Here is a 12,584-nt window from a genome sequence, read left to right as displayed (position 1 = left end):
ATGACCTTTTCCTTCCTTTCCCGTCTGCGCCGCCATCTGCGACCGCTGTGGCCGTGGCTGCGCTGGGGCACGGCGGCCGCGCTGGCGCTGCTGCTGGTACTGGACCTGGCGTTCCCGCCGCCGCTGCCACGCCAGCGCGACACCAGCACGCTGGTGGTGGCGCGCGACGGCACGCCGCTGCGCGCGTTCGCCGATGCGGAAGGTGTGTGGCGTTACCCGGCATCCGCCGACAGCGTGTCGCCGCTGTACCTGCAGGCGCTGCTCAACTACGAGGACCGCTGGTTCTGGCGGCATCCCGGCGTCAACCCGTGGGCAATGCTGCGCGCTGGCAGGCAGTGGGTGGTCGAACGCCGGATCGTGTCCGGCGGTTCCACCCTCACCATGCAGGTGGCGCGCATCCTGGACCCGCATACCCGTACCCCGTGGGGCAAGGCCAAGCAGCTGCTGCGCGCGGTGCAGCTCGAGGTGCACCTGAGCAAGGCGCAGATCCTGGCGCTGTACCTGGAACGCGCGCCCTATGGCGGCACCATCGAAGGCGTTGAAGCGGCGAGCTGGGCCTATCTCGGCAAGCCGGCGTCGGCGTTGTCGCATGCCGAGGCGGCGCTGCTCGCGGTGCTGCCGCAGTCGCCCAGCCGGCTGCGGCCGGACCGTCACCCGGAAGCGGCGCAGGCCGCGCGCGACAAAGTGCTGGAACGCATGGCCGACCTCGGCGTGTGGTCACGCGAGGAGGTGGACGATGCGCGCATCGAGCCCGTCGTGACCCGCGCGCTGCAGCCGCCGCTGCATGCCGCGCTGCTGGCGCAGCGCCTGCGTTCGGCGCAGCCGCGTGCAGCGCGGATCCAGAGCACGCTCGACATCGGCCTGCAGCGCACGCTTGAAGAGCGTGTGTCCTCCTACTTCTCGCAGTTGCCCGAACGCACCTCCGCCGCACTGCTGGTGGTGGACAACCGCACGCTTGAAGCGCGCGCCTACGTCGGTTCGGTGGCCTTCGGCGACAAGCAGAGGCTGGGCCATGTGGACATGGTGCAGGCCTGGCGCTCGCCGGGCTCCACGCTCAAGCCGTTTCTGTACGGAATGGCGCTGGATGATGGCCTGATCCACTCCGAGAGCCTGATGGTGGACGCACCGCAGGGGTTCGGCGGCTACCGCCCGGGCAACTTCGATGCCGCGTTCAACGGCCCGGTCAGTTCGGCCACCGCGCTGCGGCTGTCGCTGAACGTCCCGGCGGTGGACATGCTCGACCGGGTAGGCCCGGCGCGCTTCGCCGCGCGCCTGTCGCATGCCGGCATCAACCTGCGCTTCCCGCGCGGCAGCAGCCCGAACCTGTCGCTGATCCTGGGCGGCACCGGCGCGCGGCTGGAGGATCTGGTCGGCGCATTCGCGGCATTCAACCGCAACGGCATCGCCGGGCGCGTGCGCTACACCGCCGACGATGCGGTGATCGAGCGGCGGCTGATGTCGCCGGGCGCGGCGTGGATCACCCGCGAAGTGCTCGAATCCAACCCGCGCCCCGGCTACGGCACCGGCACCTTCGATGTCACCGGCCGCCCCCGTGTGGCGTGGAAAACCGGCACCAGCTATGGCTACCGCGACGCCTGGGCGATCGGCAGCACCCGGCACTACACCGTGGGCGTGTGGGTGGGGCGGCCCGACGGCACGCCGCTGCCCGGGCAGTACGGCGCGGTGACCGCCTTGCCATTGATGTTCGAAGTGATCGACAGCCTGCCGCGCCAGACCGGCGATGCCAGCGCCGCGCCGATGCCGGCCAGTGTGACCCGCAGCGACATCTGCTGGCCGACCGGCGAACTGGCCGAGGGCACGCCGGCGGACCTGTGCCAGCGCCGGCTGCAGGCGTTCGTGCTGGACGGTGTGGTGCCGCCCACGTTCGCCGAACGCGATGCGCGGCTGTGGCAGCCGGGGCGGCAGCGCTTCGAGGTGGATGCGCGCACCGGCCTGCGGCTGTCGCCGGACTGCAGCGCACCGCATGTGGCCGAACCGCGCGAGATCGCCCGCTGGCCGGCGCTGGTGTCGCCGTGGCTGCCGTTGGCGCAGCGCCGTGCCGCGCAGTTGCCGGCGCTGTCCCCGGATTGCCGCGACGACGGCCGGCAGAGCGGCGGCAGTCTGCACATCGAAGGACTCAACGACCGCGCCACGCTGGCACGGGCACCCAATGCCGAACATGGCGTACGCCTGCAGCTGCGCGCGCTTGGCACCGACGGCAGCATCGACTGGCTGCTGGATGACCGCTGGATCGCGCGCACCGAAGGCGCGCGCCTGTTCCAGCGGGATTTCGACGACGTTGGCGACCACACCCTGACCGCGCTCGCCACCGATGGCGCCTGGACCCAGGTGCGCTTCCGCATCCTGCGCTGAGCGCCCGGCGCGTGCAGCGCCGGTGCGCGTCGGCCGTCCGTGTTACTTGCCGATCCAGCCGTCCAGCAGGTCGGCGAATTCGTCGGCGTGCTCTTCTTCCTGCGCCAGGATCTCTTCCAGGATGCGCTTGGTGGTGGTGTCCTTGTCGCCGACGAAGTTGATCATCTCGCGATAGCTGTCGATCGCGATGCGCTCGGCGATCAGGTTCTCGCGGACCATGTCGCGCAGATCGGTGCCTTCCTTGTACTCGGCGTGCGAGCGCGCGGTCAGCGTGTCCGGATTGAGGTCCGGTTCGCCGCCCAGCTGCACGATGCGCTCGGCCAGCTTGCCGGCATGCGCCTGCTCCTGCTGGGCATGTTCAAGGAACTCGGCCTTCACCGCATCGGCGAGCATGCCCTTGGCCATGAAGTAGTGGCGGTAGTAGCGCAGCACGCACACGTACTCGGTGGCCAGCGCATCGTTGAGCAGCTTGATGACCGCTTTGCGGTCGGCGCTGTAGGTGTCGGTGATGGCGCCGTCTTCGATGTCCTTGCGGGCACGCGCGCGCAGGGTGGCGGTGTCGCTGATGCCTGCCGGACGGTTGGTGCCGGCGGCGGAAGCAGGGGCGGGGCGGGCATTCTTGGCTGGCTTTGACATGGCTGGCCGGGTTCCTCTGTTGCGTGGGTTCAGCGGGGAAGGTGCTCCAGCACGTACTGTGCGGAGGACACCTCGAACTTGCCGGGCTCTTCGATGAAGGCCTGCCGCACCACGCCGTCCTCGACATACAGCGCGAAGCGGCGCGAGCGCAGGCCCATGCCGGAACTGCTGGCATCCATCTCCAGCCCGAGTGCGCGGGTGAATTCGCCGTTGCCGTCGGACAGCATCTGCAGGCCATCGGGGACCTGCTGGCTCTCGCCCCAGGCCTTCATCACGAACGGGTCGTTGACGGCCATGCAGAACACGTCGATGCCGCGATGGCGGAACTCGGCGAAATGCTCGACGTACCCCGGCAGGTGGCGGGCCGAGCAGGTGGGCGTGAACGCCCCCGGCACGGCGAACAGCACCGCCTTGCGCCCGTCGAACAGGGCGTGGGTGTCGATGGTCTCCATGCCCTCGCGGATGCGCTTGAGGGTCACTTCGGGAATGCGATCGCCAACGTGGATGGTCATGTGGGCTCCTTGTACCTGCGCAGGGTAGGGCGGGCGATGGAAGGGTGGCGTCAAAACGTTGAAAACGCGTCGCCCAGCCCCATCCTGCTCCCCGCCGATGGCGCTGGCATTGCGCAGGATCAAACCGCATGCCCGAGGTGACGGGCAGGGCCGCCGCCAGCCGCTAGAATTGACCGGACGGTGCCCGCCTGCGCGGGCGACCGAACTTATTCGAGGTGTCTGGATGGAATTCAAGGATTATTACGCCACGCTGGGTGTGGAACCGACCGCGGGCGATGCGGAAATCAAGACCGCCTACCGGCGGCTGGCGCGCAAGTACCATCCCGACGTCAGCAAGGAGGCCGGCGCGGAAGAGAAGTTCAAGGCCGTCAACGAAGCCTATGAGGCCCTGCGCGACCCGCAGAAGCGTGCCGCTTACGACCAGCTAAAGGCGCAGGGCTATCGCCCGGGCGAGGAGTTCCATGCGCCGCCGAACTACGGCGGTGGCCAGGGCTTCGACTTCGAGGAGGTGTTCGGCGGCGGGGCCGGCGGCGGCGGGTTCAGCGACTTCTTCGAAAGCCTGTTCGCGCGTCAGCGCGGCGGCGGCGGTGGCGGGCGTTCCAGCGGTTTCGCCGGGGCCGGGGCCGGCCCGCAGCCGCTGCGCGACACCCGCGCCAAGCTTTCCGTGCCGCTGGAAGCGGCCTATGCGGGCGACAGCCTGCGCATCAACGTCAACGGCCGTCAGCTGGACGTGCGCGTGCCCAAGGGCATCCGGCCCGGCCAGGTGATCCGCCTGACCGGCCAGGGCAATGGCGGCGGCAACCTGCTGCTGGAAGTGGAATACGCCGAACACCCGCAGTTCGAGGTGGACGGGCGCAACGTGCTTTACACCCTGCAGGTAATGCCGTGGCAGGCGGCGCTGGGCACCAGCATCAGCGTGCCGACCCTGGGCGGTGCGGTGGAGCTGAAGGTGCCGGCCGACTCGGACGCCGGGCGCAAGCTGCGCCTGCGCGGCCGCGGCCTGCCCGGAAACCCGGACGGCGACCAGATCGTCGAACTGGAGATCGTCGCGCCGGCGCCGACCGAAGAGGCCCAGAAAAAGGCCTACAAGGCGCTGGCCAAGGCCTTCGGCGAGAAAATCTGACCGGCTACCGGCCCACGGCCGGTACCCGGTGGGTGCCGGCCGTGGGCCGGCACACCGTTCAGACCGCCGGCGGTTCCTGGTTGCTGAAGACCCGCTCCAGCACCTCGGACAGCTCGTCCTCGGAGAACGGCTTGGTGATGTAGGCCTTGGCGCCCTGGCGCATGCCCCACATGCGGTCGGTGTCCTGATCCTTGGTGGTCACCAGGATCACCGGGATGTGCTTGGTGGCCGCATCGCGCGACAGCGTGCGGGTGGCCTGGAACCCGTTGAGGTTGGGCATCACCACGTCCATCAGGACCAGGTCGGGCAGTTCGGCCTTGGCCGCTTCCACACCGGCCGCACCATCGGTGGCGGTCAGGATCTCGTGACCGAGCTTCTCGACGATGCGCTGTATCCCCAACAGCTGCGACGGTGAATCGTCGACGATCAGAATGCGTGCCATGTTGTTCCCCATGTGATGCGCGCAGTGTAGTGCGCGCCTCGCATCGGCGTGAAGCGTCCGGCGCACCGTCCGTCGCCCGGCTGGCACGCTCAGTCGATTCGTACCACCGTGCGCCCGTGCCCACCGCCGGCCAGGAGCCGTTCGAACACGCCCGGCAGGCCGTCCAGGCCGACTTCGCCGGTGCAGATGCGCTCCAGATGGCGCGGCCGCCACGCGCCGCCCAGCTTGTCCCACACCGCCTCGCGCAGCGCACGCGGTGCGCTCGAGGACGACACCCCCAGCAGCGACACGCCGCGGATGATGAAGGGCATCACCGTCATGTCCAGCGCCGGGCTGGCCGCGAGTCCGGCGCTCACCACGCTGCCGTAGGGCGCGGTCTGCGCCAGCAGACTGGCCAGCATCGGCCCGCCGGCGTTGTCCAGGCCGCCGCCGAAGCGCGCCGATTCCATCGGCCGGGTGGTGGCAAGCGTCTCGCGCGGCAGCACCTCGCGCGCGCCGAGGGCACGCAGGTACTCGGTCTGTTCGGCCTTGCCGCTGATGGCATGCACCTCGAAGCCCGCCTGGCTGAAGATGTCCACGGCCAGCGAGCCGACGCCACCGGTGGCACCGGTCACCGCCAGCGGGCCCAGCTCGGGCGTGAGCCGGTTGTCGAGCATGCGCAGCAGGGCCAGCGCGGCGGTGAAGCCGGCCGTCCCCAGAATCATCGCCTCGCGCGGGGTCAGCCCGGCCGGTTGGGCGATCACCGCGCTGGCGGGCAGCCGGACGTACTGGCTGTAGCCGCCATCGCGGGTCTCGCTCAACCCGCAGCCGGTGGCCAGCACCGCATCGCCCTCGCGCCAGGCCGGGTCGGTGGAGGCGACGACCGTGCCGGCCACGTCGATCCCGCCCACCAGCGGAAAACGACGCAGGATCCGCCCCGTGCCGGTGCCGGCCAGGGCATCCTTGTAGTTGACCGACGACCATCCCGCCCGGATCACCACCTCGCCGGGGGCCAGGTCATCCAGTCCGATCCGCTCCACCCCGGCCCGATGGCCGCCGTCGGCGGCCTGGTGGATGCGGAACGCGTCGAAGGGGGCGGAGGGGAGCATGGCCGGAACCTGGCGGGGAAGGGAGGAACACACCTTACCCGCTGGCCGCGGGGCCGGGGGGCGGCGCTGGGCTGCATGAATCGCATCCCGCGCGTCATTCCCCCTTCCAATCCTGCCGGTCAGCCCCATCTAGTAGAATCGGATGAGATACACCGGTTGACGTTGCGGGAGTGGCCCGCAGGCAGCCTTACCTTGATGGAGCGTGCATGGCCTGGAATACACCCGGCGGCAACAAGGGCGGACAAGGCCCCGACGAGAATCGACGCGGGCCGTTCAAGCCGCGCGGTGGCGGCAATGGCGGTGGTTGGGGCGGATTGCCCGGGCCGCTGAAGGAGATGTTCGATGGGAACATCCTGCGTTGGGTTGCGGTGGCGGTGGTCCTGCTGCTGCTGTTCTCCAGCTTCCAGCTGATCGGCGAACAGCAGCGCGGCGTGGTGCTGCGCTTCGGCCAGTTCTCGCGGATTCTGGGCCCCGGCCCGAATTTCAAGCTGCCGTGGCCGATCGAATCGGTGACCAAGGTCAACGCCACCCAGATCAAGACCTTCAGCAGCCAGGTGCCGGTGCTGACCCGTGACGAGAACATCGTCAACGTCTCGGTCAACGTGCAGTACCGCATCGCCGATCCGCAGAAGTACCTGTTCGGTTCGGTATCGGCCGACCAGGTGCTGGAGCAGTCGGCGCAGAGCGCGGTGCGCGAGCAAGTGGGCCGTGCCGACCTCAATGCCGTGCTGAACAACCGCGGTCCGCTGGCGGTGGTCGCCGAAGAGCGTCTGCAGTCGGCGCTGAAGGCCTACCAGACCGGCCTGGTCGTGACCGGGCTGACCCTGCCCGACGCGCGCCCGCCGGAAGAAGTGAAGCCGGCCTTCGACGAGGTCAACGGCGCCCAGCAGGTCAAGGAACGCCTGATCAACGAAGCCCAGGCCTATGCGGCCAAGGTCGTACCCGAAGCGCGCGGCCAGGCCTCGCGTGCCCGCACCACCGCCGAAGGCTACAAGCAGGCCGTGGTGTCCAAGGCGCAGGGTGATGCCGACCGCTTCAGCCTGCTGCAGGTGCAGTACAAGGACGCTCCGGAAGTCACCCGCAAGCGGCTGTGGCTGGAAACGGTGGAGCAGGTGCTGGCGCAGAACCGCAAGATCATCGGTGGCGATGGCCGCCAGCTGATCTACGTGCCGATGCCGGGCGATGCCCGTGCCGCCGGCGCTGCCGCCCCGGCGGTGACCCCGGAAGTGATGCTGCCGTCGTTGCCGGCCAGCACCCCGGTGGATGGGGTGCGCGACAGCGAGCGCCCGACCACCCGCCCCACCGGCCGACCGACCGGTCGTGAAGGAGCCAGCCGATGAAGAGTTCACTGTGGATCGGGTTGGCCGTGGCCGCCCTGCTGGGCCTGTTGGGGTCGGTGTACGTGGTCCGTGAGGACCAGACCGGGATGGTGCTGAACCTGGGCAAGGTGGTCCGTGCGGACATCAAGCCGGGCCTGCACTTCAAGGTGCCGCTGGTGGAATCGGTGCGGGTGTTCGACCGCCGCTTCCAGGTGCTCGACACCGCGCCGGCGCGTTACTTCACCGCCGAGCAGAAGGACGTCAGCGTCGACTTCTTCGCCATTGGCCGCATTTCCGACGTGCGCAACTACTACCGCGCCACCGGTGGCGATGCCGCCCTGGCCAATGCGCGCCTGGCACCGATCATCACCGACTCGCTGCGCAACCAGATCAACTCGCGCACCCTGCAGCAGCTGGTGTCGGGTGATCGCAGCGAACTGATCGCCAACCAGCTGACCGGCATCAACAAGGCGGTCAAGGAACTGGGCATGGAAATCATCGACCTGCGCATCAAGCAGATCGACCTGCCCACCGACAGCCAGGTGATCAACGATGTGTACGAGCGCATGCGCGCACAGCGCAAGCAGGAAGCGGCCAAGCTGCGCGCCGAGGGTGAGGAGCAGTCGCTGACCATCCGTGCCCAGGCCGACCGCGACAGCACCGTGCTGGTGGCCGAAGCCGAGCGCGACGCCCAGCAGCTGCGCGGTGCCGGCGACGCCGAAGCCGCCCGCATCTACGGCAAGGCCGGTTCGGCCGACCCGTCGTTCTACGCCTTCTACCGCAGCCTGGAGGCCTACCGCGGTTCCATGACCGACGGCAACGGCGTGATCGTGCTCGACAAGAACGACCCGTTCCTGCAGTACCTCAAGAGCGATCGCTGAGGCCGCAGGCGGCAGCAACCCACGGGGACCCGGTGCAGACCGGGTCCCCGTTTCATTTGTGATGTGTGGAGTTGTCCATGAAAGACCTGTTCTCGGCGCTGTGCCTGGTGGCCGTGTTCGAAGGCCTGTTCCTGTTCGTCGCGCCCCGCGCCTGGAAGCGCATGGCCGAGCAGCTGCTGATGCTGCGCAGCAGCGCCCTGCGCACCTGGGGCGGGGCGATCCTGCTGGCCGGGCTAACCACCCTCTGGTGGCTGAAGCATTGACGCGGCGCGCCCCCGCACGGCGGGCCTGACCGGACGGTGAAGTGCCCCCGCCGCCGGGGTGGCACCGGACCCCGGAAACCCGGATAATGCACAAAAGCCGGACGGGCCTCCCCGTTCGGCTTTTTCCGTGTCTGGGCCTTCCATCGCCGGCTGCTCCCCGTTTGGAGCCGCCATCACCGCGCTGGCCAGCCCCGCCACGGTTTACCCGTCCGCGGCCCCGATGGCCGCAACATTTTGAGGAGCCCGTCATGGGTCAGTCTGTCGTAGTGCTTGGTGCCCAGTGGGGCGATGAAGGCAAGGGCAAGATCGTCGATCTGCTCACCGAGGAAATCGGCGCCGTCGTGCGCTTCCAGGGCGGTCACAATGCCGGCCATACCCTGGTCATCAACGGCAAGAAGACCGTCCTGCACCTGATTCCGTCGGGCATCCTGCGCGCCGACGCGCTGTGCCTGATCGGCAACGGCGTGGTGATCTCGCCGGCCGCGCTGCAGAAGGAAATCGCCGAGCTGGAAACCTCCGGCGTGGAAGTGCGTTCGCGCCTGAAGATCTCCCCGGCCGCGCCGCTGATCATGCCGTACCACATCGCCCTGGACCAGGCGCGCGAACGCGCTGCCGGTGGCAAGGCGATCGGCACCACCGGCCGTGGCATCGGCCCGGCCTACGAAGACAAGGTGGCGCGTCGCGGCATCCGCATCGCCGACCTGCATTACCCCAAGCAGCTGGAAGAACTCCTGCGCACCGCGCTGGATTACCACAACTTCGTGCTGACCAAGTACCTCAACACCGACGCGATCGACTTCCAGAAGACCTACGACGAAGCACTGGCCTTCGGCGAGTACGTCGAGCCGATGAAGTCCGACGTCGCCGGCATCCTGCACGACCTGCGCAAGCAGGGTAAGCGCGTGCTGTTCGAGGGCGCCCAGGGCGCGCTGCTGGACATCGACCACGGCACCTACCCGTACGTCACCAGCTCCAACACCACCGTCGGCGGCGCACTGGCCGGTGCCGGCGTGGGTGCCGATGCGATCGACTACGTGCTGGGCATCGCCAAGGCCTACGCCACCCGCGTTGGCGGCGGCCCGTTCCCGACCGAGCTGGACGATGAAATCGGCCAGGGCATCCGCGACCGCGGCGCCGAGTACGGCGCCTCGACCGGCCGTCCGCGTCGCTGCGGCTGGATGGACATCGTCGCCCTCAAGCGCGCCGTGGCCATCAACGGCATCAGCGGCCTGTGCATCACCAAGCTGGACGTGCTCGACGGCATGGAAAAGCTGAAGGTCTGCATCGCCTACGAATACCGCGGCAAGCGTACCGAATACGCGCCGCTGGACGCGCAGGGCTGGGAAGAGTGCACCCCGGTGTACCTGGAGTTCCCGGGCTGGACCGAGAACACCCACGGCATCACCAACTGGGAAGACCTGCCGCCGGCGGCCCGCGCCTACCTGCGCGCCCTGGAAGAGCTGGCCGGCTGCCCGGTCAGCATCGTCTCCACCGGCCCGGATCGCGACCACACGATGGTCCTGCAGGACCCGTTCGCCTGAGCGGACCGGTAGGGCCGGGCCATGCCCGGCCCCGCGCCGACGCCTGAAGCAGAAGCCCCGCGAAAGCGGGGCTTTTTTGTGGGCAGGGGGGCGTTCCTGCCCGCCCCAAGGTGAATCGCGTCCCTCCCGGCCGGCGGCGGCCGGTCAAGAACGGGCAGGGCGGCGCCGATAACCGGGCACCCCCCCCGGTTTGGATCGATATCATGGATTTCTTGAGGAACGTCAGCGTTGTCTGGCGCTTGGGCATGGGCTTCGGCCTGTTGTTGCTGCTGGTCGCAGCGGTGGTCGCCACGGGCGCCACCGGCAGTGCGGTACAGAAGCGGGCGATGCAGGAGGTGGCCGAGGTCAGCGTGGCCAAGGTCCGGCTGCTGTCGGACATGCTCGACGCCAACAACCAGATGATGGTGGTGCGCCGTGAAATGCTGATCCGCCAGGGTGACGCGCGCGAAGCCGACGAGGCGCGCATCGCCGACCTGGTCAAGCGCTACGAGGCCAGCTGGACCGCCTACCAGGCGCTGCCGAGCGGCGCCGAGGGCAGGCGGATCGGCGAGCAGATCGCGGCCAGGCGCGCCACCGCGCGTCCGCTGAACAAGCAGACCAGCGAACTGATGCAGCAGGGCGACTTCCCGGCCGCGGTCGCGCTGACGCTTGGCGCGGTGCAGGAAGCGGCCAACGGCTGGAACAAGGCCCTGGCCGATGGCGTGGCCTACGAAGAAACCCAGAGCCGCGAGGCCGCCGCTGAAGCGATCCGGCTGGGTGAGCGCACCCTGCTGCAGCTGCTGGTGCTCGGCGGCGTGGCGCTGCTGGTCGGTATCGCGGCCTCGGTGCTGATCGGCCGCAGCCTGACCGGCCCGCTGGCCCGCGCAGTGGGCCTTGCCGAGCGCATGGCCAAGGGCCAACTGGACCAGGACTTCCGCCTGGGCGGCCGCGATGAACTGACCCAGCTGGGCGAGGCGATGGCCAGCGTGCGCCACAACGTGCAGGCCGCGATCACCGCGCAGCTGGACATGGCGCGCCAGCACGAGGCCGGCGCGATCAGCTACCGCATGGATGAAGCCGCGTTCCCCGGCGACTACGGGCGCATGGTGCATGCAACCAACGAACTGGTTGCCTCGCACGTGGCGGTCGAGTTCCACATGGTCGAGGTGATGCAGCGCTATGCGATCGGCGACCTGAGCCGCGACCTCGACAGCTACCCCGGCGAGAAGGCGGTACTGACCCGCACGATGGCCACGGTCAAGCACAGCCTGGAAGCGATCAACGCCGAGATCGACCTGCTGGCCCAGGCGGCCGGCGCGGGTGATTTCTCGGTGCGCGGCAACGAGGCGGCGTTCCAGTTCCAGTTCCGCGCGATGGTGGCCAACCTCAACGGCATGATGGCCAGCTCGCAGGCCAGCATCGCCGATCTGTCCGCCGTGCTGCGTGCAATGTCCATCGGCGACCTGACCTCGCGCATGGACGGTCATTACGACGGCGTGTTCGCACAGATGCGCGATGATGCCAACGTCACCGCAGCGCAGTTGACCGGCATCGTCGGCAAGATCCAGCTGGCCGCCGGCAGCATCAACGATGCCGCCCAGGAACTGGCCGCCGGCCACAACGACCTGTCGCGCCGCACCGAGCAGCAGGCCGCCAACCTGGAGGAAGCCGCTGCCTCGATGGAAGAGCTGACCTCCACCGTGCGCCAGAACGCCGAACTTGCCAACCAGGCCGACCAGGAGGCACATGCCGCCGGAGCGGCGGTGAAGGCCACCGAGCAGGCCATCGCGCAGATGGCGGCGGTAATGGGCGAGATCGACCAGTCGTCGGCACGCATCTCCGAGATCTCCTCGGTGATCGACGGTATCGCGTTCCAGACCAACATCCTGGCCCTGAACGCAGCGGTGGAAGCGGCACGCGCCGGCGAGAACGGCCGCGGTTTCGCCGTGGTCGCCAGCGAAGTGCGCACGCTTGCCCAGCGTGCCGGCGTCGCCGCCAAGGAGATCAAGGACCTGATCGATGACGCCAGCGCCAAGGTCAAGACCGGCCTGAGCGTCACCGTGGAATCCGAGGCGGCGATCACCCGCCTGACCCAGGCCAGCTCGCGCACCAACCAGTTGATGAGCGACATCGCCGCCGCCACCAAGGAACAGGCGGCCGGCATCGAACAGGTCAACCAGGTGGTGGTGCAGATGGACCAGGTGACGCAGCAGAATGCGGCGCTGGTGGAAGAAGCCACTGCGGCCAGCCGTTCGCTGGAACAGCAGGCCAGCACGCTCACCGACGCGGTGGCGGTGTTCAAGCTGGACACGGGCAGCGTGGCAGCGGTGCGTCGGGCCGCCTGACCCGGCTGATGTCCGTGCGCGGCACCGCAGGGCGGTGCCGCGCATGCAGTTCGCGTGCGCCACCCGGTTCCAGTACCGTGGC

General features: G+C 69.0%; 11 protein-coding genes. 7 read left to right on the top strand and 4 right to left on the bottom strand.

Annotated features, from left to right (window positions below; all coding sequences use genetic code 11):
* Nucleotides 1-2,373 carry a penicillin-binding protein 1C gene (pbpC, locus tag ACLB90_RS04460; protein WP_411851798.1) on the top strand — a complete coding sequence of 791 codons (2,373 nt, stop codon included), beginning with the start codon at nt 1-3 and terminating at the stop codon, nt 2,371-2,373.
* A gap of 42 nt (nt 2,374-2,415) precedes the next feature.
* Here pbpC and ACLB90_RS04455 read toward each other — a convergent pair whose 3' ends face one another.
* Nucleotides 2,416-3,009, bottom strand: coding sequence for a bacterioferritin (locus tag ACLB90_RS04455; protein WP_411851797.1), 594 nt, complete (start codon nt 3,007-3,009; stop codon nt 2,416-2,418).
* A 29-nt stretch (nt 3,010-3,038) separates the two neighbouring features.
* Complete coding sequence (locus ACLB90_RS04450; protein ID WP_411851796.1) at nt 3,039-3,521, bottom strand: peroxiredoxin; 483 nt, start codon at nt 3,519-3,521, stop codon at nt 3,039-3,041.
* A 223-nt stretch (nt 3,522-3,744) separates the two neighbouring features.
* On the opposite strand from ACLB90_RS04450, the gene ACLB90_RS04445 reads away from it, so the two are divergent.
* A complete protein-coding gene (locus tag ACLB90_RS04445; protein ID WP_411851795.1) occupies nt 3,745-4,644 on the top strand; it encodes a DnaJ C-terminal domain-containing protein in 900 nt (299 codons plus the stop codon).
* 58 nt (nt 4,645-4,702) lie between these two features.
* Here ACLB90_RS04445 and pilH read toward each other — a convergent pair whose 3' ends face one another.
* Together pilH and ACLB90_RS04435 are read right to left on the bottom strand one after the other, a co-directional pair.
* Complete coding sequence (gene pilH, locus ACLB90_RS04440) at nt 4,703-5,086, bottom strand: twitching motility response regulator PilH (RefSeq protein ID WP_411851794.1); 384 nt, start codon at nt 5,084-5,086, stop codon at nt 4,703-4,705.
* A gap of 89 nt (nt 5,087-5,175) precedes the next feature.
* Nucleotides 5,176-6,174, bottom strand: a complete 999-nt coding sequence (locus tag ACLB90_RS04435; protein WP_411851793.1) for a YhdH/YhfP family quinone oxidoreductase — start codon at nt 6,172-6,174, stop codon at nt 5,176-5,178.
* 206 nt (nt 6,175-6,380) lie between these two features.
* Between ACLB90_RS04435 and hflK the strand changes: the two genes are divergently transcribed.
* From hflK to ACLB90_RS04410, 5 genes are all read left to right on the top strand, one after another.
* Nucleotides 6,381-7,514 carry an FtsH protease activity modulator HflK gene (gene hflK, locus ACLB90_RS04430; protein ID WP_411851792.1) on the top strand — a complete coding sequence of 378 codons (1,134 nt, stop codon included), beginning with the start codon at nt 6,381-6,383 and terminating at the stop codon, nt 7,512-7,514.
* Nucleotides 7,511-8,374: a protease modulator HflC gene (gene hflC / locus ACLB90_RS04425; RefSeq protein ID WP_411851791.1), complete on the top strand. Its 864-nt coding sequence runs from the start codon at nt 7,511-7,513 to the stop codon at nt 8,372-8,374. The genes hflK and hflC overlap by 4 nt, the downstream gene beginning before the upstream one ends.
* 77 nt (nt 8,375-8,451) lie before the next feature.
* Nucleotides 8,452-8,637, top strand: coding sequence for a DUF2065 domain-containing protein (locus ACLB90_RS04420; RefSeq protein WP_411851790.1), 186 nt, complete (start codon nt 8,452-8,454; stop codon nt 8,635-8,637).
* Nucleotides 8,638-8,885: 248 nt separating this feature from the next.
* Entirely contained in the window at nt 8,886-10,178 is a 1,293-nt protein-coding gene (locus ACLB90_RS04415; RefSeq protein WP_411851789.1) for an adenylosuccinate synthase, read from the top strand.
* 203 nt (nt 10,179-10,381) lie between these two features.
* Entirely contained in the window at nt 10,382-12,502 is a 2,121-nt protein-coding gene (locus ACLB90_RS04410; RefSeq protein ID WP_411851788.1) for a methyl-accepting chemotaxis protein, read from the top strand.
* Nucleotides 12,503-12,584: the final 82 nt, after the last annotated feature.

Source organism: Stenotrophomonas sp. LGBM10 (assembly GCF_046736075.1).
Classification (GTDB): domain Bacteria; phylum Pseudomonadota; class Gammaproteobacteria; order Xanthomonadales; family Xanthomonadaceae; genus Stenotrophomonas.
Note: the sequence above shows the minus strand (reverse complement) of the source record. Positions and strands in the feature narration are given on the sequence as shown.

Bases quoted from the DNA above. Each gene is read 5' to 3' on its own strand.
- pbpC (WP_411851798.1), top strand. From the start codon at position 1: ATGACCTTTTCCTTCCTTTCCCGTCTGCGCCGCCATCTGCGACCGCTG.
- hflC (WP_411851791.1), top strand. From the start codon at position 7,511: ATGAAGAGTTCACTGTGGATCGGGTTGGCCGTGGCCGCCCTGCTGGGC.
- pilH (WP_411851794.1), bottom strand. From the start codon at position 5,086: ATGGCACGCATTCTGATCGTCGACGATTCACCGTCGCAGCTGTTGGGG.
- ACLB90_RS04455 (WP_411851797.1), bottom strand. From the start codon at position 3,009: ATGTCAAAGCCAGCCAAGAATGCCCGCCCCGCCCCTGCTTCCGCCGCC.
- hflK (WP_411851792.1), top strand. From the start codon at position 6,381: ATGGCCTGGAATACACCCGGCGGCAACAAGGGCGGACAAGGCCCCGAC.
- ACLB90_RS04450 (WP_411851796.1), bottom strand. From the start codon at position 3,521: ATGACCATCCACGTTGGCGATCGCATTCCCGAAGTGACCCTCAAGCGC.
- ACLB90_RS04445 (WP_411851795.1), top strand. From the start codon at position 3,745: ATGGAATTCAAGGATTATTACGCCACGCTGGGTGTGGAACCGACCGCG.
- ACLB90_RS04415 (WP_411851789.1), top strand. From the start codon at position 8,886: ATGGGTCAGTCTGTCGTAGTGCTTGGTGCCCAGTGGGGCGATGAAGGC.
- ACLB90_RS04435 (WP_411851793.1), bottom strand. From the start codon at position 6,174: ATGCTCCCCTCCGCCCCCTTCGACGCGTTCCGCATCCACCAGGCCGCC.
- ACLB90_RS04410 (WP_411851788.1), top strand. From the start codon at position 10,382: ATGGATTTCTTGAGGAACGTCAGCGTTGTCTGGCGCTTGGGCATGGGC.
- ACLB90_RS04420 (WP_411851790.1), top strand. From the start codon at position 8,452: ATGAAAGACCTGTTCTCGGCGCTGTGCCTGGTGGCCGTGTTCGAAGGC.